Origin of the sequence: Streptomyces sp. NBC_01304, assembly GCF_035975855.1 — a bacterium.
Lineage (GTDB): Bacteria > Actinomycetota > Actinomycetes > Streptomycetales > Streptomycetaceae > Streptomyces.
Genome location: NZ_CP109055.1, coordinates 1166134 through 1192640, shown reverse-complemented (window position 1 = coordinate 1192640; position 26507 = coordinate 1166134). Strand labels below are relative to the sequence as shown.

General features: G+C 72.3%; 21 protein-coding genes. 9 read left to right on the top strand and 12 right to left on the bottom strand.

What is annotated here, in order from left to right; translation table 11 throughout:
- Positions 1-45 precede the first annotated feature (45 nt).
- Genes OG430_RS05215 through aroF form a run of 7 tightly spaced genes read right to left on the bottom strand, consistent with a single transcriptional unit; the run spans position 46 to position 7937 of the window.
- Entirely contained in the window at positions 46-1278 is a 1233-nt protein-coding gene (locus OG430_RS05215) for an NAD(P)/FAD-dependent oxidoreductase (protein ID WP_327351218.1), read from the bottom strand.
- On the bottom strand, positions 1275-2537 hold the full coding sequence (larC, locus tag OG430_RS05210; RefSeq protein ID WP_327351217.1) for a nickel pincer cofactor biosynthesis protein LarC: 1263 nt from the start codon (positions 2535-2537) through the stop codon (positions 1275-1277). The genes OG430_RS05215 and larC overlap by 4 nt, the downstream gene beginning before the upstream one ends.
- Positions 2534-3352, bottom strand: a complete 819-nt coding sequence (gene larB / locus OG430_RS05205; RefSeq protein ID WP_327351216.1) for a nickel pincer cofactor biosynthesis protein LarB — start codon at positions 3350-3352, stop codon at positions 2534-2536. Before larB ends, larC begins: the two co-directional genes overlap by 4 nt.
- Before the next feature lie 3 nt (positions 3353-3355).
- Positions 3356-4222: an ATP-dependent sacrificial sulfur transferase LarE gene (larE, locus tag OG430_RS05200; RefSeq protein WP_327358960.1), complete on the bottom strand. Its 867-nt coding sequence runs from the start codon at positions 4220-4222 to the stop codon at positions 3356-3358.
- A gap of 15 nt (positions 4223-4237) precedes the next feature.
- Positions 4238-5737, bottom strand: a complete 1500-nt coding sequence (locus OG430_RS05195) for an isochorismate synthase (protein WP_327351215.1) — start codon at positions 5735-5737, stop codon at positions 4238-4240.
- A 2-nt stretch (positions 5738-5739) separates the two neighbouring features.
- Positions 5740-6861 carry a phenazine biosynthesis protein gene (locus tag OG430_RS05190; protein WP_327351214.1) on the bottom strand — a complete coding sequence of 374 codons (1122 nt, stop codon included), beginning with the start codon at positions 6859-6861 and terminating at the stop codon, positions 5740-5742.
- 32 nt (positions 6862-6893) lie between these two features.
- Positions 6894-7937: a 3-deoxy-7-phosphoheptulonate synthase gene (aroF, locus tag OG430_RS05185; protein ID WP_327358959.1), complete on the bottom strand. Its 1044-nt coding sequence runs from the start codon at positions 7935-7937 to the stop codon at positions 6894-6896.
- A gap of 79 nt (positions 7938-8016) precedes the next feature.
- On the opposite strand from aroF, the gene OG430_RS05180 reads away from it, so the two are divergent.
- From OG430_RS05180 to hisC, 7 genes are all read left to right on the top strand, one after another.
- Positions 8017-8823: a cyclase family protein gene (locus tag OG430_RS05180; RefSeq protein WP_327351213.1), complete on the top strand. Its 807-nt coding sequence runs from the start codon at positions 8017-8019 to the stop codon at positions 8821-8823.
- Positions 8824-8846: 23 nt separating this feature from the next.
- A complete protein-coding gene (locus tag OG430_RS05175; RefSeq protein ID WP_327351212.1) occupies positions 8847-10067 on the top strand; it encodes a DUF362 domain-containing protein in 1221 nt (406 codons plus the stop codon).
- A 1-nt stretch (position 10068) separates the two neighbouring features.
- Positions 10069-11490 carry an aldehyde dehydrogenase family protein gene (locus OG430_RS05170; RefSeq protein WP_327351211.1) on the top strand — a complete coding sequence of 474 codons (1422 nt, stop codon included), beginning with the start codon at positions 10069-10071 and terminating at the stop codon, positions 11488-11490.
- Positions 11491-11605: 115 nt separating this feature from the next.
- A complete protein-coding gene (locus OG430_RS05165; RefSeq protein WP_327351210.1) occupies positions 11606-12703 on the top strand; it encodes a hypothetical protein in 1098 nt (365 codons plus the stop codon).
- Positions 12704-12806: 103 nt separating this feature from the next.
- Entirely contained in the window at positions 12807-14084 is a 1278-nt protein-coding gene (locus tag OG430_RS05160) for an ATP-grasp domain-containing protein (protein ID WP_327351209.1), read from the top strand.
- Positions 14081-15328, top strand: a complete 1248-nt coding sequence (locus tag OG430_RS05155) for an ATP-grasp domain-containing protein (RefSeq protein ID WP_327351208.1) — start codon at positions 14081-14083, stop codon at positions 15326-15328. Before OG430_RS05160 ends, OG430_RS05155 begins: the two co-directional genes overlap by 4 nt.
- Before the next feature lie 14 nt (positions 15329-15342).
- A complete protein-coding gene (gene hisC, locus OG430_RS05150; RefSeq protein ID WP_327351207.1) occupies positions 15343-16404 on the top strand; it encodes a histidinol-phosphate transaminase in 1062 nt (353 codons plus the stop codon).
- A 14-nt stretch (positions 16405-16418) separates the two neighbouring features.
- Here hisC and OG430_RS05145 read toward each other — a convergent pair whose 3' ends face one another.
- Positions 16419-16904 (bottom strand): hypothetical protein, encoded by a 486-nt coding sequence (locus OG430_RS05145; protein ID WP_327351206.1) that lies wholly within the window; start codon positions 16902-16904, stop codon positions 16419-16421.
- A 458-nt stretch (positions 16905-17362) separates the two neighbouring features.
- On the opposite strand from OG430_RS05145, the gene OG430_RS05140 reads away from it, so the two are divergent.
- Positions 17363-18298: a GDSL-type esterase/lipase family protein gene (locus OG430_RS05140; protein ID WP_327351205.1), complete on the top strand. Its 936-nt coding sequence runs from the start codon at positions 17363-17365 to the stop codon at positions 18296-18298.
- A gap of 6 nt (positions 18299-18304) precedes the next feature.
- On the opposite strand, the gene OG430_RS05135 is transcribed toward OG430_RS05140, so the two are convergent.
- The gene (locus OG430_RS05135) at positions 18305-20548 is read right to left on the bottom strand and encodes an arylsulfatase (RefSeq protein WP_327351204.1); all 2244 of its coding nucleotides are present in this window, start codon (positions 20546-20548) and stop codon (positions 18305-18307) included.
- A 148-nt stretch (positions 20549-20696) separates the two neighbouring features.
- On the opposite strand from OG430_RS05135, the gene sigJ reads away from it, so the two are divergent.
- Positions 20697-21632 (top strand): RNA polymerase sigma factor SigJ, encoded by a 936-nt coding sequence (gene sigJ, locus OG430_RS05130; protein ID WP_327351203.1) that lies wholly within the window; start codon positions 20697-20699, stop codon positions 21630-21632.
- Positions 21633-21675: 43 nt separating this feature from the next.
- Here sigJ and OG430_RS05125 read toward each other — a convergent pair whose 3' ends face one another.
- From OG430_RS05125 to rhaI, 3 genes are all read right to left on the bottom strand, one after another.
- A complete protein-coding gene (locus tag OG430_RS05125) occupies positions 21676-23100 on the bottom strand; it encodes a rhamnulokinase (protein ID WP_327358958.1) in 1425 nt (474 codons plus the stop codon).
- A 92-nt stretch (positions 23101-23192) separates the two neighbouring features.
- Positions 23193-25262, bottom strand: coding sequence for a bifunctional aldolase/short-chain dehydrogenase (locus tag OG430_RS05120; protein WP_327358957.1), 2070 nt, complete (start codon positions 25260-25262; stop codon positions 23193-23195).
- Positions 25263-25267: 5 nt separating this feature from the next.
- Positions 25268-26467 (bottom strand): L-rhamnose isomerase, encoded by a 1200-nt coding sequence (gene rhaI / locus OG430_RS05115; protein ID WP_327351202.1) that lies wholly within the window; start codon positions 26465-26467, stop codon positions 25268-25270.
- Positions 26468-26507: the final 40 nt, after the last annotated feature.

The window sequence follows — 26507 nt, the reverse complement described above, 5'->3', positions numbered from 1 at the left end:
CCGGTGCCCGTGGTGCGTGGGGTACCGGTCGTGGAACGAGGCGGATCAGGTTCCGGGGGCGCGGCTCGTACGTGCGGCGCGCGGGGGCCGGTGACGTGCCGCGTCGCGCAGGGGCACGTTCGGGTCGGCCATGAGGTTGCTGTCGAGCGCGGTGGCTTCGGCGATGAGCCGTCGCCCCTGCACCATGTCGCGGGGCCGGTCGATGGTCAGGACGGCTTCCAGCCGATTGCCGCGGAGCCAGAGCGCGCTCCAGCCGCGATCCCCGGGCGGGCGGCGCAGGAGCAGCCGGTCCGCGGCCGCGGGATGCCCCGCGTACTGCACCATCCGGCCGAACTGCTCCGACCAGAAGTAGGGCACGGGGTCGTACGAGGCTTCCTTGCCGAGCAGTGAACTAGCCGCCACCGCTGGGGCGTTGAGGGCCGAGTCCCAGTGTTCGACGAGGAGCCTGCGGCCGTAGCGGCGCGACCACCAGGCGGCGCAGTCGCCCACCGCCACGATCTCCGGGCGGCCGGTCCGCAGTGAACTGTCGACCACGACGCCCCGCCCCACCTCGATTCCGGAGCCCGCAAGCCAGCCGACCTCCGGGCGCACCCCGACGCCGGACACGACCGCGTCGCCCGGCACGAACTCCCCGTCGGCCAGGGCCACTCCGCCCCGCTCCACCGAGGCGACCCGCACCCCGCAGCGCAGCGCGACCCCGGCCTCGGCGTACCAGCCGGCGGTGAGCGCGCCCGCTTGCGGGCCGAGCGCCGCGGCGAGCGGGGTGGCCGCGGCCTCGAGGACGGTGACCCGGCAGCCCTTCGCGGCCGCCGCGGTCGCCACCTCGGCGCCGATCCAGCCCGCACCGACGATCACCACCCGGGCGCCCTCGCGGAGTTGGATCCGCAGCCCCCGCGCGTCGTCCACGGTCCGTACGACGTGCTGGAACCCCTCGCCCGGCAGCCGCACGGGCGTCGCACCCGTCGCGACGACCAGTCCGTCGAAGTCCAGCGGCCCCGCATCCGTTTCGAGGACCCCGCCCGGCTTCTCGTCGTGCGGGCGCAGCCCCTCGGCCCGAAGCCCCAACCGCCGCTCACAGCCCAGCTGTTGCCAGTCCGCGGGCAGGGTGGTGTCGTCACACTCGCCCGCCAGGACGTCCTTGGAGAGCGGCGGCCGGTCGTACGGTGCGTGCGGCTCGGCCCCGACCAGCGTCAGCTCGCCGTCGTAGCCCTGCGCCCGCAGCGCCTCGGCCGAGCGCAGGCCCGCGAGCCCGCCGCCGACCACGATCACATGCTTCATCGACCTGACTCCTCGTCCTGCGTGTCCTGCGTGGGCTGGGCACGGCCTTCGGCCGCGGCGATCGACCGGGCCAGCGCCGTCTTCACCGGGACCCCGAGACGCGCCGCGGCGATCACCACGTCCTCGTACTCGGGCTGTACGTTGACGACCCGCCCGCGATGCCGGGCCAGCTTGACCCGCACAGGGGCGCCGTCCACCGAGGCCGTGACCGTCTCGCGCGCCAACTCCCGCTTGCCGACCCGGTATTCACGGGTGCCGATGGTCGACGTCTCGGTCACCACCAGCTCCCGTACGGCCGCCACGACACCCGGCGTGCACAGCACGGAGAGGGTGTGGGCGGGGCGGCCCTTCTTCATCAGTACGGGAGTGAGCCAGGCGTCGGACGCGCCGAGCGCCATCAGCCCGGCCAGGACGTGCGGCCAGATCCGCGGGTCGAGATCGTCGACGTTCGCCTCGACCACCGCCGCCTCCGCGGCCGGGTTGAGCGGCTCCGGCGGCGCACTGTGCACGGCGGTTCCGAGGACCACCCGGACCACATTGGGGGCGTCCGGCAGCTCACGAGTGCCGGCCCCGACCCCGACATCGCGCACCTGGAGCGGAGGCATCGCACCCCACGCGGAGGCCAGCGACAGCATCAGGGCGGCGCCCGTCGGCGTACACATCTCGTACGGGAAGCGACCGGAGCGGGCCGGTGCGCCGCGGTCGGCGAGCAGCCTGAGGACGGCAGGAGCCGGAACGGGCAGCTCGCCGTGGGCAGTTCGCGTCCTGCCGGAGCCGAGCACCAGCGGTGTGGCCGTCGCGTCGCCGATGCCGAGCTCGTGGAAGGCAGCGCACACCCCCACGACGTCCCCGATCGCGTCGAGCGCGCCGACCTCGTGGAAGTGGACGTCGTCGACGCCCGTCCCGTGCACGGCGGCCTCGGCCTCGGCGAGGGAGGCGAAGACGGCGTACGCCCGGTCCCGCACCGGGTCGGGGAGCGCGGCCCGTGCGAGCGTGTCGCGCAGTGAACTCCAGGTCCGGTGCGGGGGGTCGGGTGCGGTGTCGACGTACGCCTTCGTGGCGGACATGCCGCAGCGCAGGACCTTCCCCACGCGGATCCGGATGCTGTCGGGTACGGCGGCGTCGACCGCTCGCTGGACCGTCTCCAGCGAGGCGCCGGCATCGAGCAGCGCGCCCAGGAGCATGTCTCCGGAGGCCCCCGCCGAGCAGTCGAACCAGGCGGCCGTCGACCCTGTACCGATGCCTGCCCTCGGGCTCATGGGCCCACCGCAGCGGGTGACTCCGCCTCGCGGCGTGCCGCGACGCGCGTGATCCGTGCTGCCGCCACTGCGGCCCCGAACCCGTTGTCGATGTTGCACACCACCACGCCCGGACCGCAGGAGTTGAGCATGGCGAGCAGCGCGCCGAGCCCGCCGAAGGCACTGCCGTACCCGACGCTGGTCGGCACCGCCACGACGGGAATGCGGACAAGCCCGGCCACCACGCTCGGCAGCGCCCCGTCCATCCCGGCGACGACGATCAGGCAGTCCGCGTCGTCCAGCTCCGCGCGGACCGCGAGCACCCGGTGGATTCCGGCCACCCCCACGTCGCGCACGATCTCGGTCGAGCAGCCGAACTCCCTTGCCACGAAGGCCGCTTCGCGCGCCACCGGTTCGTCCGAGGTACCGGCCGACACCACCAGGACCCGGCCGGTGGGAGCGGCCGGCTCGCCCACCGCCACGCAGCGGGCGAGCCGGTCGACGCGGGCATCGGGGATTGCCCGGGACGCGGCATCCATGGCCTCGTCCGTCAGTCGGGTCGCGAGAGCCGGGCGCCGTCCCGGCTGCCGGACCAGAGCTTCGAGGAGTGCGAGGGTCTGCGCGGCCGATTTGCCCGCGCCGTAGACCACTTCGGGGTCGCCCGTGCGCAGCGCCCGATGCGTGTCCAGGCGGGCGAAGCCGAGATCGTCGATTCCCGCCGCCCCGGTACGGCCGGGGGACAGCGGGCCCGCCACCAAGGTGTGCAGGGCCGCTTCCGCAGTCTCGGTGCCGGAGGCCACCCGGCGCAGGAGCGTCCGGACTTCGTCGCGGTCCATCGCTCAACGCCCCCTGGTGGTGGGGGTGTTGTGGGCTGTCTCGTTGAGCGATCCGGACCGGAAGCCGCGAGGGTCGACCGCGACCGAGGCGAACCCGGCCCGCAGCACGGCGTCCAGGCCCTCCTGGCAGGCCGCGACCTCGGGCACCGCCGCCGGGTCGACCTCGATCAGGGCGCTGTCGCCCCGGTCGCGGACCCGCAGGTCGTACGTGTCGATGCCGGCGCGCCGCAGGATCGTACGCAGGGAGTGCTCGGCGGTGTCCACCCGGCGCAGGCGTTCCCGCGTGATGGTCAGGCCGTACGCGATCCGGCTGGACAGACACGGCGCGGCAGGCTTGTCCCAGGTGACCAGGGACCAGGCCCGGCTTGCCGCGCGCACCTGGTCCTTGGTGAGGCCGGCGTCGGCCAGCGGGGTCACGGCGCCGTGCAGCGCGGCCGCCCGGATGCCGGGGCGGAAGGGGTCGCTGAGGTCGTCCGCGTTGGTCCCCGTCGCGACATGGGCGAAGCCCGCCTCCGTGGCCAACTCCTGGAGCCGCTTGACCAGTTCGTCCTTGCAGAACCAGCAGCGCGACCGGGAGTTGTCCCGGTACCCGGCCGTGTCCAGCTCATGGGTGTCGACGAAGGAGTGGGCCGCGCCGAGCTCCCCGGCGAGGTCCCGCACGGCGCCGCGTTCGCGCTGCGAGAGGCTTGCCGAGTCGCCGGTCGCGGCGATCACCCGGCCGGGGCCGAGCGCGCGGACGGCGGCCGCCACCAGGAGCGCGGAGTCCGCGCCGCCGGAGAACGCGACCACGACCGAGCCCAGCTCCGTCAGGCGCCGGTCGAGCAGCGCGAGTCGTTCGGTGAGGAGGTCGTCCAGGGTCGTAAGTGGCATGTCGGTCAAGGAGATTCACTCCATTCCCAGGGCGGACAGCATGGGCCGTAACTTCGCGCAGCTCTCCGCGTACTCGGCCTCGGGGTCGGAGTCGCCGACCAGACCGCAGCCCGCGTACAGCGAGGCGGTGGGCCCGTCGAGCAGCGCCGAGCGGATGGCGACCGCGAACTGGCCCTGGCCGGCACCGTCGGCCCAGCCCACCACGCCCGCGTACCAGCTGCGGTCGAGCCCTTCGTGACCGGCGAGCCAGTGCAGCGCCTGCCTGCGCGGGTGGCCACCGAGGGCAGGCGTCGGATGAAGCGCCTCGACGAAGTCCAGGACGCCTGCCGGGGATTGCTCGCGTATCCGGCCCCGCACCCGCGTCGACAGGTGTTGTACGTGGGCCAGCTTGGTCACGCGGGGAGCGGTGTCGGCGGTGACCTCGGTGCAGGAGACGCCCAGTGCCTCGCGGAGCATGCGGACGACGACGTCGTGCTCGTGCCGGATCTTGGCGCTGGCGACCAGGTCGCGCTCCAGCGCCGAGTCCTGGTCGGGTGTGGCCCCGCGCGGCGCGGTGCCCGCGAGGCCGAGTGCGTGCACCGAACGCCCGGCGACGCGTACGAGATATTCCGGGGTGGCGCCGAGGAACGTGTACTCCTCGTGGTCGACGGCGAAGACGGTGGTGCCTGGGTTGGCGCCGCGCAGCCGCTCGACCGCCGCCGGTACGTCGAAGGGCGCGGACGCGGTGACCCGGAGCTCGCGGGCCAGGACGACCTTCTCGAAGACACCTGCACGGATCCGGCCGGTGGCCTGGCGTACGAGATTCTTCCAGTCGGCGGCGGACGGCAACTCCTCCCTGTGGCAGGTGAGTTCGGCCTTCGGACGGGGGGCGACCGCCTCGGGTGTGGAGTCCTGGGTGAGGCAGAGGTCGGCGAGGTGGCGGAGGCCGCCCGCCACCTGCCAAGGGTCGCTGTCGTGCAACAGGACCGCGTTGAGCCGCAGTTCGGCCGTTCGGCGAGTCTCTTGGGCGGCGGGGGAGGGGACGGTGCCGCGGATCTGCAGCGCGGGCACCCACATCAGCGCGTCGGGGAACCGGCCCATCTCGTAGCCCTGTTCGGGACGGAAGGCGAAGCCGCCGAGCGCGAGCGGCCCCTTTCCGGGCGGCAACGGGGACACGGCGGTGCCCCCGGTGACCGCGTCCGCTGCGAGTGCCCGCCAGGCCGCACGGACGGTGCGCACCCGGCTCGCACCGCGGCCGCGCAGATCGCGGGCGGAACCGATCGCCACGATGGAGCCGCCGTCCCACGGCGACTGCCACAGGAACGAGCGCGGTGTGCTGCGCCGGGCGCGACTCCACACCGACACCGGATCCGCGATGTCCGACGGCCCGGCCCAACTGGCCAGGACGGGGCGCTGGGACCGCCGGGCCGTGTCCCGGGCCCGGATGCACGTGGCGAGCAGACTCGCGTGGTCGGCACGGTCGAGCGCACTGACGGTCCCCCGCAGGGGCAGGACAGGGACGGGGCTGCGCGCCATGCTCAGTACACCCCTTCGACCGTGGCCGGGGCGCCGTCTGTGTCGAGGGGCCGGATGTCGGCAAGACCGTCCTGCGGGTACGCCGCCGTCGGCGCCACGCGCACCACGCTGTCGCGCTCCAGGGTCCAGGGCAGCAGCAGGTCACGGGAGAGCAGACTGATCCGGACCTGTCCGCGCTCGCCGTACGCCACCGGTGTGCCGGCGGCGTCGGAGTCGGGCGGGCCGACGACCTGGACCTGGCTGAAGGGATGGAACGGCACGAACACGCAGGGCGGTTCGTCCGGTCGCCCGGTCCTGGGGCGTTGAGGGGCGATGCCCATCATGGTGTTGCCGTACAGGCCGACGACGGCGGCCTGCGGGAAGATCTCCTCGTCGAGGGTGCGGAGCGTCTCGGGGCTCGCGCTGGTGCCCGCCCAGATGATGCCGCGGACCTTGCGCCGGACCAGGTCCAGGAGCGCCTCGTCGGCGGCCAGGGCCTCGAGCACCGGCGGGGTGGCGAAGAGCACCGAGACGGGCTGCGTGGACAGGACGTCCCGGGCCTGGGCCAGGATGTGCCGCACATAGCGGGCCGCCTCGTCGGTGCGGGACTCCTTGACGGCGGCCTTGACCCAGCGCGGGTCGAAGTCGATGAAGTGGCAGAACGTCCTGCGCATCCGGGCGAGCAGCCCGACGGAACGGCCGACGATGTGCGGTCCGGTGGGGCCCAGGTGCAGCCAGTGGCCGTCGCCCTCGCCGGGGATGCCGTGCTCGGCGAGGACGCCGCTCACCCAGCGCACACCGGCCAGGCGTGACTTCGATTCGACGATGCGCTTGGGGCGGCCGGTGGTCCCGCCGCTGTCGAACACCTGGAAGTCCCATGGGGCGCGGCCGAGTCCGGCCGGCACGAGGTCGTCCACGGATATGTCCCGCCATTCCTCGCTGACGTCGGGAAAGCGCGCCAGGTCGTCCCAGGTGCGAATGTCGGTGAGCGGATCGAAGTCCAGCCCCGTGGCGCGTTTCACCCAGTACGGGGAGCCGGTCTCCGGCGAGAAGTGCCACTGCATCGCGGCGTGGATGAACTCCTCCGGCGCGAGGTCGGCGGGGAGGGGCCCGGAGGTGAAGGGTTCGGCGGTGCTGTCCAGCATGTTCTCTCCTCGGGATCTCGTCGGACGTGCGGTCAGACCTGGGCAAGGGACTGTGAGCGGGGCCGCGCGAGGGTCCGTCCCACGGCCTCCACGACGGGCCTGAGCCGCTCCATCAGCGTGCTGAACTGCTCGCCGGACAGTGCCTGATTGCCGTCGCACAACGCATTGCGGGCATCGGTGTGCACATCGATGAGCAGGCCGTCGGCACCGCACGAGGCGGCGGCGAGGGACATGGGGCCGACCAGATGGGGCCGGCCGGTGCTGTGGCTGGGGTCGACGAGAACGGGCAGATGAGTGAGGCGCTTTGCCTCTGCCACGGCGCCGAGATCCAAAGTGAACCGAGTGCTGCGGTCATAGCTGCGGATGCCTCGCTCGCACAGCACGACGGAGCTGTTCCCCACGTGCATCACGTATTCGGCGGCAAGCAGCCATTCCTCGATCGTCGAGGACATGCCCCGCTTCAGAAGTACGGGCCGTCCGGATTCCCCGGCCGCACGCAGCAGATCGAAATTCTGCATGTTCCGCGTGCCGATCTGCAGCATGTCGCTCTCCTCCGCGACGCATTTCACATCGTCGGCCGTGACGACCTCGGTGACTACCGGCAGTCCCGTGCGCCTCCGCTGTTCGGCGAGGAGGGTGAGGCCGGCGAGTCCAAGTCCCTGAAAGCTGTAGGGAGAAGTACGCGGTTTGAAGGCTCCGCCGCGCAGGACGACCGCGCCGGACGCGACGACCACGTCGGCCACCGAATTCATCTGCGGCGCGCTCTCGACCGCGCAGGGGCCCGCGATCACCACGAACTCCGGCCCGCCGATGACCGGCCCGCCCGCCGGACCGACCTGGACCCGGGTGTCCTCCGGGCGGAAGATCCTGCTGGTGAGGCGTTGTGTGCCCGGAACGACGACGACACGGTCAACTCCGGGAGCCTTCTCGATCGTTGCGGCGATGTCCGGCGTCACGCTCTCTTCGGTGATGAGCATCACGATGTCCGCCATGGTGCTGGAAACAGATGTCAAACCATTTTCGTGGAGAAGTCCAATTACGTATTCCAGCTGTTCACGGGTGGCTCGCGGACGCATTGCAACGATCATGGGGCACCTTCCAAGTGGGCAGTCGTGCACGTTCCTTCGCCGGAAGGCTAACCATGGTCACGTATGAATGGCAGGGCGCTGGCAGGATGCTGACAACGTAATCGGCGATCGTTGTTCCGGATCTACGCACCATGCTCTGATGGCCGCACCGTATCGCCGACGAGGCGATCTTTTCACCGGTGGAGCAGGGGAGTGGACCGTGAAGATGATTGATATCAGCCAGGGTTGGTACGAGGGGATGCCCTCCTTTGACGCGCCCTGGTACCCGGAATTCGAAATCCGTCGTGCCATGACACCGCAGACGGATCTTTCGCGTCCCGGTGGCCGCACTTTCTCGGACCTCAGCCTATTTCCGCACAACGGCTCGCACGTGGAATCGGGATACCACTTCTTCGCGGACCGCGAGAAGATCGACGAGGTGCCCCTGGAGACTTTCGTGGGGCGCACCTGTGTCGCCGACCTCTCGTGGAAGGGCGACCTGGACCCGGTCACCGGCGAGGACCTGGACAAGGCGCTGCGCGGCAGCTGGCGGCCCGGCGACCGGCTGTTGATCCGCACCGACCATCCCAAGCGCCATCTGGGCCGCGCCGACTACTGGGACAAGCCGCCCTACCTCACGCTCTCCGCGGCGGACTGGATCGTGCTCAGCGGCGCCGTCCTGGTGGGTCTGGACTGCATCACGGAGCGTCCCGACGACCGCAGCGGCCAGGTGCACCGCCGGCTGCTCGGCGCGGGCATTCCGATTCTGGAGAACATCCAGAACCTCGACCAAGTCACCGGGCCTGTCGTCCAGTTGATGGCCCTGCCGATCAAGGTCTCCGACGTCGAGGCCGCTCCGGTGCGCGCCGTCGTCTTCGACGGTCCGACGTTCTGAAGCGGCACGGAGGGGGAGTTCTCATGGCGGGGGACCACCGCACAGCCGTCGCGCTGACCAAAGCCTCGGCCTTCACGACCGCTGAGGTCGACCGCGCGGTCGACGAGGCCCTGCACCTGCTCGGCGACCCGCTGCGCGACGTCGGCAAGGGCGACCGGGTCGTCATCAAGCCCAACATGTTCCAGCGCACACCGGGCTTTTGCACCAGCCCGGACATCCTCCTTGCCGTGGCCAAACGGGCCTCGGCGCGCGGCGCCGAGGTGTTCGTCGCGGAACGCACCCACGTGCTCAAGCACATCCTCGAAGGCAGCCCGGTCCACCGCCACGCCCAGGTCGTCAGCTTCGACGACCGGCCGCTGCGCGTGGTGCAGATCCCCGGTGCCACCTCGCTGAGGGTGCCGATCGCGGTCCCCGACCTCGTCACCGACTGCGACTTCTTCATCGGCGCACCCCACCTGCGCACCCATTCCAGCGTCGTCCTCACCGCCGCCATGAAGAACCTCGTCGGCCTGCTGCCCGGATTCACCACCCGCGTCGTCCACATGGCCGGCGTCGAGGAGTCGATCGTCGACCTCAACCAACTCCGTCCGCAGCACCTCGTCGTCTGCGACGCCCTCACCGTCATCGAGGGCAACTACCCGATGGCGGGCACCTCCCGCCCGGTCGGCGTCATCGCCGCCTCGCGCAACGCCGTCGCCCTGGACGCGGTCCTTGCCACGGTCGCCGGCGTACAGCCGAGGGAACTGGCCTATCTGCTCGACGCCGAGCGGCGGGGTCTCGGACCGGCCACCCTCGCCGACATAGCGGTACGGGGCGTCCGCGTCGAGGATGCCGCCTTTCCGATCCGACGCGCCCCGGTGAACCTCATACCGCCCAGGGAGGGCATCCACCTGTACGCCGACACGGCGTGCGCGGACTGCCGCCGCTGGCTGGCCGCCGCCCTGCACAAGCTGCGCGCCGAACTCCTGGCATTTCCCGGCGAGTTGACCATCGTCGCCGGACCCCTCGCGACCCTCCCCGAGCTGCGCGGCGCGGTCGTCCTGGTGGGCAACGCCCTGTACGAGCACCGCGAGGCCGGCGTCTACCTGGAGGGCTGCCCGCCGCGCGCGATCCAGACGGCCGGCCTGCGCCACGCGATGGGTCTCCCCGTCACCGAGCAGGAGCGCACCCAGTTCCGTGTCCCGGCCCGGGGCGCGGTGGACATCACGAGGTCGGCCTGGCCGGCACCCGAGGAGTTGGTCTGACGTGTCGCTGTCCCTACCGTCCGCACTGTCCCTGCAGTCCCTACCGTCCGTACCGTCCCTGCAGTCCCTGCCGGCCGTACCGGTGCTCCGCGACGGACAGGAGCGCGGCTCGCGTGACACCCGTGTCCTGCACGCCGTGAACGGCGCACCGCTCGCCGCGGTCCATGAGGCGCCCGCCCTCGTCGCGAGGCTGACCACGAAGGCCATGCGCCAGGCGCCCCGTATGCCCCAGGACGAGCGGCTGACCGTCCTCGCCGCGGCGGGCCGCCTGTTCGCCGAGGCCACCCTGGGCGGCCAGACGCCCGAGGAGTACTGCCTGACGCAGGCGCTGGCCTCCGGGGTTCCCGTCGCCGTGGCCCGCCGGACGCTCGGCCGTATGAGCCGGGTCTGCGGGCTGCTTCCCGAGATCGTCCGCAGGCAGTCGCCCGTCGGCGCCGGCGGCACGGCCCGCTGGGTGCGCCGCGGGTCCGTGCTCGCCGTGGTGGCGCCGAGCAACCACCCGGCCACGCACGCGGCGTGGCTGCAGGCCGTCGCGATGGGCTACCGGGTCGCGGTACGGCCCGGCGCGCGCGACCCCTTCACCCCGCTGCGTCTGGTGCGGGCCCTGCTCGCCGCGGGCATCGAGCCCGGCTGGATCGGCCTGCTGCCCGGCGCCCACGGCGCCGCCGACGCACTGACCCACGCGGCCGACCTGGCCCTCGTCTACGGCAGTGAGGCCACGGTGGCCCGGCTGCGCGGCGACGACCGGGTCTTGGTGCGGGGCCCCGGCCGCAGCAAGGTCCTGGTCGACGGACCGCTCGACGACGCGACGCTGGACCACCTGGTCACCGAGATCGCCGCGGACGGCGGAGTGCGCTGCACCAACGCCACCGCGGTCCTCACCTCGGGCGACCACCGGGTGCTGGCCGAAGCCCTCGCCGAGCGGCTGGCCAGGCTCCCGGTCCACCTGATCACCGAGGAGGCGGCCGTGCTGCCGGCCCGCTCGCTGAAGGACGCAACGGGCCTCCGGGCGAGCCTCGACCGTGCCGCCCGCGGCGCGCCCGAGCTGACGCGTCGCCACTACGACAAGGACGGGACCGGCGAAGGGCCCCTGCCCGTCGTCGACGGCGACGCCGCCGTGCTGCGGCCCGCCGTGCTCTGCGTCGACCGCAACGACCACCCGGGCCTGGGCACGGAACTGCCCTTCCCCTGCGTATGGGTGGCGCCCTGGCAGCCGTCGGACGGCCTCGCCCCGCTGGACGACTCGCTCGCCCTGACCCTGCTCACCGACAACACCGCGCTCGTCGAAGAGGCCCTGGACACCCCGGGGATCCGCACCGTCCTGCACGGCCGGGTCCCGGGCTGGTGGACGGACCCGTACCTGCCGCACGACGGATACCTCGGGCAGTTCCTCAAAGAGGCCCGCGGATTCGCCACGTCATGACCCCGTACTCGATCCGCCCTTTCCACGAACCGCCAGCTGCTGAAGAACCGCCAATTACCGAAGAACCGCCAACTACCGAAGTACCGCCAACTACCGAAATGCACAGGTGAGTTACGTGTCCGCTGGATGCCCCGACCTTCCGATCGTCGTCTTCCCCGCCAACAACGAGGTGCGCGCCCGCACCCGACCCGCCGCACCGGTGCGGGCCGCCCTGCGCGACGCGACCGCCTCGCTCAGGCACCTGCACACCGCGCTGCTCAACCCGGGCGGCGCCAACGACGTCCTGCGCAAGGCGACGGACGACGCGGTGGACCAGGTCCGCCGCCTGGCCATCGAGGCGGTCGTGCCCCCGATGGACACCGCGCCGCTGAAGCCGATCGTCCCCCACCACATCTACTTCGGGATCAGGACGGCGCCCCTGCACGACCCGTATCTGGTGTCCGAGGTGACGACGGTCGGCGCACGGGTCCTCGCCGACATACGGCATGCCCGGCTCGGCCTCAACGACCGTGATGCCGAGGTCTGTTCGATGATCCGCCTCCTCGAAGGCCTGGACCCCGGACCGGGCGCGCCCGCACAGCACCCGACCGCGGCCTCGGCCGGGACCGGGACCCTGTACGAGCCGGGCCACGACGAGCTGACCCGGTGGATCATCGCCCACCAGCTCTACCTCATGCTCACCCTCGCGGCGGCCGACTCCGTCAACCGCGCCGTCACCGCGCTCAAGGCGGGCGAGCGCGAAACGGCGCACGACGCCCTGCACGAGGCCGCCATGTACGTACGCGGATTCACGGCGGCCATGGTCCACGCCGGCGACATGTCGGCCCCGTGCTACGGCGCCCGGGTCCGCCCGACCATGCAGCCGCCGGCCCTGCCGGAGGCGCTGAGCGGCGGGGTCATGCCCGAGCCCCGCGCCTTCCGCAAGGCGATGCGGACCCTCGTCAAGGTGTCCTGCAAACCCTTCGACATGCTCATCACCACCGACCCCGAACTGGCCTTCGCCCGCGACGCGTTGCTCGAGGCCGACCTGATCAACATCGAGCGGCACGTGATCGTCGCCGCCGACCAGGTCGGCACGGACTCCTCGATCGTGCGCCACGACCCGAACGCCGAGAGCGCGGTGGCCTCGCTGCGGATGATGCGGCACGCCAGGGCAGTGACCTACCGCGACCTGATGCGCTTCGGCGATCCGGTCAGCCTCACCAACCAGTGACAGCCCCAGTGACACCCCTCCGACAGCCCCAGTGGGGGGACCTGTGACAGCCCCAGTGATGAACCTCCGCACCCAGCCGGTGACCCGGTGGAAAGAGATCGCCATGAGCGCTGCGGCCGCGTCCCGCAAGGTCGTCATCGTCGATGCCTACGCGAGCGCCCGTTGCCTCGCGCCGGTCTTCCACGCGCAGGGGTACCACTGCGTCCACGTGCAGAGCACGCCCGATACGCCCGCGAACTACGCGCCGAGCTTCAGGCCGGGCGACTTCGGCGCCAACATCGTCCATACGGGAGACGTCTCGCGCACCGTCGAGGCCCTTGCCGCGCACGCGCCGACCGCACTGGTCCCCGGCGTCGAACGCGCGGTCGTCCTGGCGGACCGGCTCAGCGAGAAGCTCGGCCTGCCGACCAACGGCACCCTGCTGAGCCAGGCCCGCCGCGACAAGTACCTGATGCTCGACACGGTCCGGGCCGCCGGAGTGCCCAGCGCCGACCAGTTCCTCGCCGCCGACCTCGGCTCCCTGCTGCGCTGGTACGCGGGGACCGAGGGCCGCGTCGTCCTCAAGCCGGTGAGCAGCGCGGGCAACGACAGCATCTCCTACTGCCACGACGCGACTCAGGTGCGTACCGCGTTCGAGGGCCTGATCGGCACGGACAACGCCCTGGGCCAGCGCAATCACACCGTGCTCGCGCAGGAGTACCTGGCGGGCCACGAGTACATCGTCAACACCGTGGGCCGCGACGGAAAGCACCACGTCTGCGACATCTGGAAGGTGCACCACCTCAGCGCCAACGGCGTACAGGACATCCCCGCCGGCTCGGAGTTGCTGCCCCGGCGCGGCCCCGAGCAGGACCGACTGGTCGCGTACACCCTCCAGGTCCTCGACGCCCTGGGCATCCACAACGGGCCCGCGCACACCGAACTCAAGCTGACCCCGCACGGCCCGCGGCTGATCGAGACGGGCGCCCGCATCTGCGGCGCCGACCTGCACGTGCCCGCCGGCGCCGCGACCGGCGAGAGCCAGCTGGACTGGACCGTGCTGGCGTGCGTCGACCCCGAACGGTTCCACGCACGCCGGGACACCGACTACCAAGTGCTCAAGCACGCCCGGATCATCAACATGGTCTCGCCCGTCGGCGGCACCCTCGTGAGCCTGCCGAAGATGGACGAACTCCGGGCGCTCGAAAGCTTCCACGACGTGCTGCACCGGGTGACCCCCGGCGCCGCCCTGCACCGGTCCGTCGACGACTGGACCCTCCCGCTGCGCGTCTACCTGCTCCACGAGGACGCGAGCACCGTGGCCCGCGACGCCATGACCACGCGCTACCTGGACGGCGACGGCTTCTACGCGGTCGACGCGGCGGAAGGCCCCGCACGTTGACCGGGGACCGCACCGTGCTGCTCATCGGCGGCACCGGCACCCAGGTCGAGCGGGCCGCGCAACTCGGGCCGCGCATCGTCCTGTTCCAGCACCAGGGACGGATCGGCCCCGCCCAGACCGGCCTCGTCGACGCGCTGATGATGGTCGACTACACGGACTGGCGCACGGTGGGCCCGCTGGCCGAGGCCGCCCACGAGATCTGGGGCTTCGACGCCGTGGTCGCCCTGGCCGAGGGCGGCCTGGTCAACGCGGCCCGGCTCAACACCTTGCTCGGGCTCGGCGGGACCCCGTACGAAGTGAGCGTGCGGCTGCGGAACAAGCATCTGATGCGCCGGCACCTCGCCGAGCGGGGCAGCCGCCTGACCGTGCCGGGCGAGCCGGTCACCGACCGGGCCTCGCTCGATGCCTTCGGGGCGCGCGTGGGCTACCCCTTCATCGTCAAGCCGACCGACGCCACCGCGGGATTCGGCGTGACCCGGGTGAACGGCGCCGGCGAGCTGGCCGGGGTGTGGCACCGGCTCGGGCAGCTGCGCAGCACCCGTACGGACCGCGGCTTCGGCTCGAAGCTGTTCACCGCCCGCGACTTCCTCATGGAGGCGTACATCGACGGGCCCGAGTTCAGCGTCGAGGCCTTCAGCTTCACCGGCCGCCACGTCGTGGTGGCCGTCACCGAGAAGCTGGTGGACGAGGCCCACTCCGCCGAACTCGGCCACGCCCTGCCGGCCCGCCTCACCCTCGCCGACCGCACCCAAATCGCCGCCGCGACAAGGGAGTTCCTGACCACCATGGGCCTGACCGACGGCCCCAGCCACACCGAGATCAGGCTCAGCCGCCGCGGACCCATGGTCATCGAGTCCCACAACAGGGCCGGCGGCGACCACATCGACGAGCTGGTCCGCGCCGCCTACGGCATCGACCTCGCCGCGTACGCGGTCGGCTGGCCGACGGGCCTCGTCGCTGAACTCCCCGACGACCCGCGGCCGGTCGCCGCCGCGAGCATCCGCTTCCTGATGCGCGCCCCGGGGATCGTCACCGCGGTGAAGGGCGTCGAGGACGTCGCCGCCCGCCCCGACGTGCTGGCCGCCGAGGTCCGCGTACGGCCGGGCGACGTGGTGCGCCCGCTGCGGGACAACTGGGACCGGCTCGGCTTCGTCGCGGTACGCGCCGCCGACACCGACGCGGCGGTGGAGCTGTGCGAGCGGCTGGCCGCCGAGGACATCCGCATCGACCTCACCGATCTATGAGAGCTGACCGACCCATGACCCCCCAGGCAACCACGAACAACACCTCCAACACCTCCAACACCTCCAACACCTCGACTCTCGAAGGCCACTTGTACCGGCTGTCCGCCAACGAGTCCCCGCACGCACCGCTCCCCGCCGTGCTGCAGGCGATCAACGAGGCGGCGCGCGAGGTGAACCGCTATCCGGACCTGCGCTGCGCCGAGCTGACCGCCGCGATCGCCGGGCGCCTCGGCGTCCCCGAGGGCGGCGTCGTCGTGGGCCCCGGCTCGGTCGCCGTCCTCCAGACGCTCCTGTCGGCGATCGCCGGGCCCGGCGCGCAAGTCGTCTACGCGTGGCGCTCGTTCGAGGCGTACCGGCTCCTGACCCAGCTCGCGGGAGCGACCGCCGTGGAGGTCCCCCTGCGGTCGGACGGCACGCACGACCTGCCCGCGATGGCCGACGCGATCAACGACCGCACCCGGCTCGTCTTCGTCTGCACCCCGAACAACCCGACGGGCACCGTGCTGCACCGGCCCGCCCTGGAGGCGTTCCTGGACCGGGTGCCGGCCGGCTGCCTGGTCGTCATCGACGAGGCCTACCGCGAATACGTACGCGACACCGAGGCCCCCGACGCCCTCACGCTGGGCCCCGGCCGGCCGAACGTGCTGGTCCTGCGCACCTTCTCCAAGGCGTACGGCCTGGCCGCCCTCCGCGTCGGCTTCGCGGTCGGGCCGCCGGCCGTGATCGCGACGATCCGCAAGGCGGGCCTGCCGTACGCGGTGAGCAGCCTTGCCCAGACCGCCGCCGTCGCCTCGCTCCTCGCGCAGGACGAGCTGATGGCACGCGTGGAGACCGTCACGAAGGAACGCGGCCGGGTCCGCGAGGCCCTCCTGGCCCAGGGCTGGTACGTCCCTGAGAGCGAGGCGAACTTCCTCTGGCTGCCGCTCCCGGACCGGGCCCTCGGCCTCGGCGCGCACCTCGCCGCGGCGGGGGTGGCGGTCCGGCCCTTCCCGGGCGCCGGTGTGCGCGTCTCGATCGGCTCCGCCGAGGACAACGACGCGTTCCTCGTGGCGGCGGCCGCCTTCCCCCGGCCGTGACGAGCCGGCAGGGGTCAGTTCTGCCTACGCCGCCGCACCACCAGCACTCCGCCCACGACGGCGGCGGCCAGCAGGGCCGAACCCGCGGCGAGCTCCGTGGTGTTCATGCCGTCGACGCTGCCGCCGAGGCCGCCCCTGACGCCCTTGACGGTGGTCGAGGAGCCGACCGTGATGGAGTACGTGGAGGTTCCGCTGCCGGGGCAGTCGATGTTCACGGAGTGGGTGCCGGCGGAGGCGTCCGACTTGATGGTGGCGGTGCCCGTGTAGATGCGGGCGGAGCCGGTGGACAGCGGCACCGAGGCGGTGAAGGCGTCGGACGTGGCGGTGGCCGACGACGCGGTGCAGCCTCCGCTGACGGACACCACGACGGTGGAGCCGGGCACTCCCGGGCTCGGGTTGATGGACAGCGAGGTCCCGTCGTCGGCAAGGACGGGGGCCGCGCTCGCACCGAGGGCGAGCGAGGTCATGGCGGCGGTGGCGAGGAGGCGAGCAACACGCATCAGGCGAATCTCCACTTCCGCGGCACGGCACGGACGTGGACTGCCCGCTCGGAGGACCGCACCGAGACCTCCATCGAAGGCTCGTCAGCGGCAGTCGGCCTGCGGAGCGGACCCGCACCGCTCGCCCAACTGGGCGAGCGGGCGCACCATACGCACTGGTCATGGCCGCACCGAACGGGGACGTGAGACTGCGAGCGGCTACGCCGCCAGGGTGGCGCACTCCTGCGTACGCACCATCGACGGGCCAGACGCGGCCGTCGGCCGGCGCCCGGGTCGTCGGACGTGCAGCGCACCCGGGGAACTGTTCGGGAGCCCCGGTCGGGCCACTCGGGGCGGACGTTAGGGTGACCCGATCAGTCCGTATCCGATCAATCCGTAATCGGTCAATCCGTAAACGCCCAATCTTCGCCGGATCGTCCCGTATCCGGCAGATCCTTGAGGAAAGGCCCCGCACGCACGTGCCCGCACCACGCCCCCACACCTTGTTCTCCTTCGGCACGCTGCTCGACGAGCGGGTCCAGAACGTGCTCTTCGGTCAGGCCGTGCCGTGTTCCCCGGCGTCGCTGGCCGGCTACACCACCAGGCCCCTGCCGATCACTGACGAGGCCGTGATCGCCGCCAGTGGCCTCGACGTCCATCTGACCCTCACGCGCAGGCTCGACGCCGAGGTCGAGGGTGCCGTTCTGCACCTCACCGACCAGGACCTCGCCGCCGCCGACGCGTACGAAGTCGACGACTACGCGCGCCGACGGGTGCGGCTGTCCTCCGGGGAGAGCGCCTGGGCCTACCTGGACGCGAATCCGCTGCGGGCGGCCGCGCGCATCGCGATCGTGGGCGACAGCATCGCGTACGGACGCTGTGATCCGCAGGGCGGCTGGACGGCCCACTTGGCGGGCGCGCACATCGCCGGGAACGAGGCGGACCACCGGGTCTTCAACCTGGCCATCCCCGGCAGCACCCTTGCCGAAGTGGCCGAGCAGACACCCGCGCTGCTTGCCCCGCGCCGCCCCGACACCCTCCTCGTCGCGGCCGGCATCAACGACTCGGCCCTGCCGGTCGCCGTCGCGGAGGCGCGGGCCGACGAGCCGGTGCGGATCGCGGACAGCCTCGACCCGCTCGCCGCCACGGCCCTGCGACACGACGCACGGCTCGTCGTCGTGGGACCGCTCTGGCTCGACGAGGAACGCACCCGCGACTACGAGGGCCTGCGCTTCACCGAGGCGCGCGCACGGGCCCTGCGCGAGTCCCTGCGGAGCTGGTGCGACGCGCACCACGTCGACTTCCTCGATCTGTGGGAGCCGCTGCGCAAGAGCCCGGAGCTGTTCACCGACGGCCTGCACCCCACCCCCGAAGGGCACCGGGCGCTCCACCGTCACCTCGCCGCCCTCGGCTGACCTGCGTCAGTCGCCGTGCAGCGCCGCCTCGATCTCGTCCTCGATCGGGCGGCGCGGCGCCCGGTGCGCCGGCGGGCCCTCGATGACGACTTCCCGCAGTGCGCCGGTCCAGGGATGCGGCGGCCGGTAGGTGTCCTCCACCGGCAGGCCCCGGTCGCGGCCCACGCACAGGCCGGTGCCGCCGTGCTGGAAGGTGAAGGGGAAGGGCCCGCTGAGGGCCGAGGTGGCGACGTCTTCGCCGTCCACCTGGAGGGTGAAGGTGTTCGCGCGGGCGTCGAAGCGTACGCCGAGCAAGTGGCTTCCTGCGGTGAGGGGTTCGGGGGCGCGCACCCGGTCCAGGTCACCGGCGCGGGAGCAGGCGAAGACGAGGTGTCCCGCGTCGTCGGCGTACAGGGCGAAGCCGCCCGTGAGGTCGCCCAGCGCGCACAGCACCCCGGCCGCTCCGGCCTCCGGTACGTCGGCGTCCGCGGTGAGCGTGAACCCGCCGAACAGCAGCGGCAGCGTCTCGTCGTGCACGGGCGAGCCCCCGGGCCGGTAGACGCCGCGGGCGGGCAGCGGCCAGGCGGGCGGGATCATCGCGCTGAGCCGCTCCTGCATCCGGTCGTCCAGCGGCAGCACCTGGTTGCGTTCCGCCTCCGCGTCCCAGAGCGCCGCCAACTCCTTGACCACCTCCGGGTGTTCACCGGCGACGTCGTGGGCCTCGGCGAAGTCCTCGGCCAGCCGGAACAGCGACCAGCGGTCGGCGGCGAAGTCACGGCTGCCGGGCAGCAGCCGCTCCTCGTCCGCGACGCCGTGCGACACATGGTCGGTGGTGGCCTTCCACGGGCCGTGGACGAGCGAGCGGGAACCCAGCATCTCGAAGTACTGCGTACCGCGCGGCGCGGGCGCCCCGGCGTCGTCGAGGACGGGCAGCAGGCTGCGGCCGTCGAACGGATCCTGGCCGACGCCGTCGACCACCGCCGGCCGCGCCACCCCGCACGCGTCGAGGATCGTCGGCATCAGGTCCACGGCGTGCGCGAACTGCCCGCGCAGCGCGCCCGCGTCGCGGATCCGGCGGGGCCAGTGCGCGATCAGCGGGGCGCGGGTGCCGCCGAGCCAGGTGTAGCGCTTCCACAGCCGCAGCGGGGTGTTGCCCGCCCAGGCCCAGCCCCAGGCGTAGTGCGGATACGTCGTCGGACCGCCCCAGTCTTCGAGAGCGGCGAGGTTGGCCTCCGCGGTGTCGCCCGAACGGGCCGTGAAGCGGTGCTCGTTGGGGGTGCCGAGTTGGCCGCCCTCCGCACTGGCGCCGTTGTCGGAGAGCAGCAGCACGAGGGTGTTGTCGAGGCGCCCGATGCGCGCGAGGAAGTCGAGGAGACGCCCGATCTGCGCGTCGGTGTGCGTGAGGAACCCCGCGTACACCTCCTGCATGCGCGCGAACACCCGGCGCTTGTCGGCGGACAGCGACCGCCAGTCCTGGATCCACGGCGGGCGTTCGGTCAGCGTGGTGCCCTCGGGGACGACGCCGAGGGCGACCTGACGGGCGAACGTCTCCTCGCGCCAGCGCTCCCAGCCCTGGTCGAAGCGGCCCCGGTAGGCGTCGCTCCACTCGCGCGCCACGTGGTGCGGCGCGTGCATGGCGCCGAGCGGGAAGTAGAGGAAGTACGGCTTGTCGGGCGTCGCCTGATGCTGGTCGAGGATCATCCGGATCGCGGAGCCGGCGAGATCCTCGCTGAGGTGATAGCCCTCGTCCGGACCCGCCGGGGGCTCCGTGTAGTGGTTGTCGCGCACGAGTTGGGGCGCCCAGTGGTTGGTGTCGCCCTGCAGGAAGCCGTAGTGGCGCTCGAAGCCGTAGCCGAGCGGCCAGCGGTCGAAGGGGCCGGATGCGGAGCGCTCCCAGCGCGGTGTGAGGTGCCACTTGCCGACGGCGAGCGTCGAGTAGCCGGCGTCGCGCAGCACACGCGGCAGCGGGGCGGCGGACTTGGGCGGCCGCGCGGTGTAGCCGGGGTAGGCGATCGGCAGGTCGACGAGGAAGCCCATGCCGACCGCGTGGTGGTTGCGACCGGTGAGCAGGGAGGCCCTGGTGGGCGAGCACATCGCGGTGACATGGAAGCGGTTGAACCGCAGCCCGCCGGCGGCGAGCCGGTCCATGTGCGGGGTGTCCATGTCCGAGCCGTAGCTGCCCAGTTGGGCGAAGCCCAGGTCGTCCAGGACGATCACGACGACGTCGGGGGCGCCGGGGGAGGGGCGGGGGTCGCGCGGTGGCTGGCTCACGGCGGTAAGTGTGTGCGGGCCTCCCGACCGATTCAAGGGCCACGCACCAAGTGATCTGACAGGCCGTCAGTCGCGGCCGTCTCACATTCCGGCGCGCTGTTTCGTCGGACTCATGAGACCGGATGCCACAGAGGGAGCCGTCGAAACGATGAGCAACGAATCCGAGCAGGACGACGCCGGAGCCGATCCGAGCCTGAGCGTCATCGTGAGCGAGCGACGCCAGCTGATCAATGTCGGCTACCGGCTGCTCGGTTCACTGGCCGACGCCGAGGACGTCGTACAGGAGACGTACGCCCGCTGGTACGCCCTGACGCCGCGGCAGCGGCAGGCCGTCGCATCCCCCGGCGGCTGGATGACGAAGGTCGCCAGTCGCATCTGCCTCGACCTGCTCGGCTCGGCCCGGGTCCGGCGGGAGAGCTACGTGGGCGAATGGATCCCCGAACCGCTGCCCGACCGCACCGAGTGGGCCAGCGCCCGGGCGGGTGGCGCCGCGCCCGATCCGGCCGACCGGGTCACCCTCGACGAGTCGGTCGGCATGGCCTTCCTCGTCGTGCTCGAAGCCATGACCCCGGCCGAGCGGGTCGCCTTCGTCCTGCACGACGTCTTCCGCTACTCGTTCGCCGAAGTGGCCGAGATCGTCGGCCGTACGCCGCCGGCCTGCCGGCAGTTGGCCTCGTCGGCCCGCCGCCGGATCCGCGCCGCGCAGGCTCCGGCGGCCCCGGTGGCCGAGCACGCCGAGGTCGTGGGGCGCTTCAAGCGGGCGTGGGAGGCCAAGGACATCGAGGCGCTGATCGGCCTCCTCGACCCCGATGTCGTCGCGGTCGGCGACGGCGGCGGCATCGTCAGCGCGGCGCTCCGCCCGGCGGTCGGCGGCGAGGTCGTCGCGCGCGGTTTCGTCGACATCGTCAGCCTGATGTCCGGCATGACGATCCTGGAGCGCACGGTCAACGGCCAGGCCGGACTGGTGGCCCAGCGGGGCGGCATCACCGAGACGGTGCTCGCCTTCGACGTCGTGGACGGGCGGATCAAGCACATCTGGTCCGTACGCAACCCCGAGAAGCTCCGGCCCTGGGTGAGTGGCTGAACCCCGCGGACTGTCATGACGGTGAGACCGCTGCCGCCCCGACTCAGTGTGCGGCGAGCCGGCGTTCGGCCGCCCGCCAGGGTTCGGGGGTGCCGCGCGGCACGTACCGGCGCAGTGGTTGGGTGCGGGCCACCAGGGCGCGCATCGCGCCGAGCGAGTCGCCGACCGCGCCGTGTGCGCGGGCCTGTACGAGGACGTTGCCGAGCGCGGCAGCCTCGGCGGGACCGGCAACGACCGGCAACCCGCAGGCGTCGGCGGTGAGTTGGCACAGCAGCGCGTTGCGTGCGCCGCCGCCGACGATGTGCACGACGTCCACGGTGCGCCCGGCCAGCCGCTGGGCGTCCACGACGGCCCGGCGGTGGGCGAGGGCCAGCGAGTCGAGGATGCAGCGGGTGGTGGCCGCCGGGTCCTCGGGGGTGGGCTGTCCGGTGGCGCGGCAGGCCTCGGCGATGCGTTGCGGCATGCGGCCGGGGCTCAGGAAGCCGGGGTCGCCCGCGTCCACGACCGACCGCAGGGGCTCCAACTCCGCTGCCGCATCCAGCAGTTGACCAAGTTCGGGCTCGCCCCAGGAGCGCAGGCACTCCTGCAGGAGCCACAGGCCCATGATGTTGCGGAGGTAGCGGACGGTGCCGTCCAGGCCCAGCTCATTGGTGAAGTTGGCCTGCCGGCTTGCCTCGGTGAGTACGGGGGCGTCGAGTTCGAGGCCTGCCAGGGACCAGGTGCCGGTACAGATGTAGGCGAACCGTTCCCCGTCGGCGGCCGGCACCGCGGCGACCGCGGAGGCCGTGTCGTGCGAGCCGACCGTCGTGACCGGCACCGGACCCCTCAGGCCGGTCTCGGCGAGCACGGCGGGGAGCAGCCGGCCCGCGGGGTCGCCCGGGTGCCGCAGGGGAGGGAAGAGGTCCAGGTCGATGCCCAGGGGCTCGGCGACGTGCGGGGACCAGGTGCGGGTGCGCGGGTCGAGGAGCTGGGTGGTGGAGGCGTTGGTGAGCTCGGTGCCGCGGGTGCCGGTCAGCCAGTACGTCAGCAGGTCGGGGATCAGCAACAGCTGCCGGGCGGCGTCCAGTTGGGTGCTGTCCCGGGCGGCGACAAGCTGGTAGAGCGTGTTGAACGGGGCGTGCTGCAGGCCCGTCGCCGCATACAGCTCGGCCGCCGGGACCTTCGCCCACACCTGCTCCGCCACGCCCTGGGTGCGGTCGTCGCGGTAGTGCACCGGGTTGCCGAGCAGCGCCCCGTCGGCGTCGAGCAGGCCGTAGTCGACGGCCCAGGAGTCGATGCCCACCGAGGCCAGGGACGCCCGGTCGTCGTCCCGGGACACCGACCGCCCGGCGGACCGCAGGCCGTCCAGGACACCCGCGTACAGGCCGAGGATGTCCCAGTGCAGCGCGCCCGGCAGCCGCACCGGACGGTTCGCGAACCGGTGCGCCTCCTCCAAGTGGAGCCTGAGGGGGCCGACCCGGCCGACCATGACGCGCCCGCTGGACGCACCGAGGTCGACCGCGGCGAACGCGCTCGTGCCACCCTGGGCATGCACCGACCCGGCACTCACCGCCCCGGTGCTCACCGGAGGAACGCGGCCGCCACGCCCGCGTCGACCGGAATGTGCAGCCCGGTGGTGTGCGTGAGGTCGCCGCCGGTCAGGGCGAACACCGCGTTCGCCACGTGCTCGGGCAGCACCTCGCGCTTCAGCAGGGTGCGCTGGGCGTAGAACTCGCCGAGCTCGTCCTCCTCGATGCCGTACGTCGCCGCCCGCTGGGCACCCCAGCCGCCCGCGAAGATCCCCGAGCCGCGGACCACGCCGTCCGGATTGACGCCGTTGACCCGGATGCCGTGGGGCCCCAACTCCACGGCGAGCAGCCGTACTTGATGGGCCTGGTCGGCCTTGGTGGCGGAGTAGGCGATGTTGTTCGGGCCCGCGAAGACCGCGTTCTTGGAGGCGATGTACACGACGTCGCCGCCGAGTCCTTGCTCCGTCATCACGCGGGCCGCCTCACGGGAGACCAGGAAGGAGCCGCGGGCCATGATGTCGTGCTGCAGGTCCCAGTCCGCGGCCGTCGTCTCCAGCAGCGGCTTGGAGAGGGAGATCCCGGCGTTGTTCACCACCAGGTCCACCCCTCCGAACGCGAGCACCGCCTGCCGGAAGGCCCCGGCGATCTGCTCCTCGCTCGTCACGTCCACCGTGACCGGGACCGCCTTGTCCGGCCCGCCCAGCTCCTCGGCCACCGCTGCCGCACCCTTGAGGTCCGCCACCACCACACAGGCGCCCTCGGCGGCGAGGCGGTGGGCGATCGCCCGCCCGATGCCGGAGCCCGCCCCCGTCACCAGGGCGACCCGGGTGGCCAGCGGCCGCGGCTTCGGCATCCGCCGCAGTTTGGCCTCCTCCAGCTCCCAGTACTCGATCCGGAACTTCTCGCGCTCCTCGATGGGCGCGTACGACGAGACGGCCTCGGCCCCGCGCATCACATGGATGGCGTTGACGTAGAACTCGCCCGCGACCCGCGCGGTCTGCTTGTCCTTGCCGAAGGAGAACATGCCGACGCCCGGCACAAGGACGATCGCCGGATCCGCGCCGCGCATCGCGGGGGAGTCGGCGGTGGCGTGCCGCGCGTAGTAGGCGGCGTACTCCTCCCGGTAGGCGGCGTGCAGTTCGCGCAGGCGTGCCTTCGCCTCGTCCAGCGGCGCGGTGGGCGGCAGGTCGAGGACGAGGGGGCGCACCTTCGTGCGCAGGAAATGGTCGGGGCAGGACGTGCCGAGCGCGGCGAGCCTCGGGTGTTCGGCGTGCGAAAGGAACTCCAGGACCGGCGCCGAGTCGTCGAAGTGGCCGATCTGCGGCCGGTCCTGGGAGGCGAGGGCCCGGATCGCCGGGGCCAGGGCGGCGGCCCGCTCCCGGCGTGCGGCCGGCTCCAGGGGCGCGTGGTCCTTGAGGAGGCTGCCGAAGGGCTTCGGCCTTCCGCGTGCGGCGAGGAAGGCCTCGGCGGTGCGGATGATGTGCAGGGCGCTCTGCTCGCACTCCTCGGAGGTGGTACCCCACGCGGTGATGCCGTGCCCGCCGAGGATGACGCCGATCGCCTGCGGATTCGCCTCCTTGACCGCGGCGATGTCCAGGCCCAGTTGGAAACCGGGCCGCCGCCACGGCACCCACACCACCCGCTCGCCGAAGCACTCCGCGGTCAGCTTCTCGCCGTCCGCGGCGCAGGCGAGCGCGATGCCGGAGTCCGGGTGCAGATGGTCGACGTGGGGCGCGTCCACGAGGCCGTGCATCGCGGTGTCGATGGACGGCGCTGTGCCTTCTCCCCCCGGGAGCCATCCCTTGCCGTGCAGGCAGTAGTCGAACGCCGCGACCATTTCGTCCTCGCGCTCCACCCCCGGATAGACCTGGGCGAGCGCCCGCAGCCGGTCCAGGCGCAGGACGGCCAGACCCTCGGCGGTGAGCGTGCCGAGGTCGCCGCCCGAGCCCTTGACCCACATCAACTCGACGTCGTCACCGGTCACCGGGTCGGGGGCGGCGCCCTTCGCGGAGGCGTTGCCGCCCGCGTAGTTGGTGTTGCGGGGATCGGCGCCCAACCGGTGCGCGCGATCCAGGAGTTCGGCCACTGCGGTGTGCTGCTGTGCCGTGTGCCGCGATGCCATGTCGTTCACGCGCCCCACCCGGCCTGCTCGCCGCCGACCCGCTCCTTGACGATCCGCTCCTGCCAGCCCGAGCGCCGGTAGGCCGCCATCGGATCGGGGTCGAGGCCCCACTCCTCGCGCAGTGCGCCGAGGAGGGGACGTACATCCGTGTTGAAGGCGTCCATCAGCACCCCGTGGGCCGTCAGCACATCACCGTCGCGCTGCGCCTCGCCCAGGGCCTCGGCGTCGACGAGGAGGGCCTTCGCGGTGGCCTCCTGGACGTTCATCACCGAGCGGATGATCGCGGGGATCTTCGCCTCGATGTTGTGGCACTGGTCGAGCATGAACGCCACGTCCGGGGTGAATCCGCCACCGCGTACGACCTCGTACATGATGCGGAACAGCTGGAAGGGGTCGGCGGCGCCCGCCATCAGGTCGTCGTCCGCGTAGAAGCGGGAGTTGAAGTCGAAGCCGCCGAGCCTGCCCTCCCGCAGCAGCGTCGCGACGATGAACTCGATGTTGGTGCCGGGCGCGTGATGCCCGGTGTCCACCACGACCTGCGCCTTCGGGCCGAGCTTGAGGCAGTGGGCGTACGCCGTGCCCCAGTCCGGTACGTCGGTGGCGTAGAAGGCCGGCTCGAAGAGCTTGTATTCGAGGAGCATCCGGTGCCCGTCGCCGAGCCGGTCGTACACGGTGCGCAGGGCCTCGGCGAGCCGGTCCTGGCGAGCCCGAAGGTCGTCCTGGCCGGGGTAGTTGGTGCCGTCGGAGAACCAGAGCTTCAGGTCCCTCGAACCGGTCGCCTCCATGATGTCGACGCAAGTGAGGAGATGACCGACGGCCTTGCGGCGCACCACCGGGTCCGGGTTGGTGACCGAGCCCAGCTTGTAGTCGTCGTCCTGGAACACATTGGAGTTGATCGTGCCGATCCGCAGTCCGCGTTCTTCGGCGTACGCGGCGAGCGCGGCGTAGTCGTCGACGCGGTCCCACGGAATGTGCAGGGCGACGGTCGGCGCCACCCCGGTGTGGGCGTGCACCTGGGCGGCGTCGTCCAGCTTCTCGAACGGAGTGCGGGGGACGCCTGGCTGTGCGAAGACCTTGAAGCGCGTGCCGGAGTTTCCGTACGCCCACGACGGGGTCTCGACGGCCTGGGTGGTGAGCGCCGCTTTCACGGCTTCCCGGGCCGGGGGCCGGGCCCCGGGGGTGTCCTTGCTGGTTCCGGCGGTCATCGCGCAGCCCTTCTGGAGGATGGTTCCGGTGCTCGGGCGG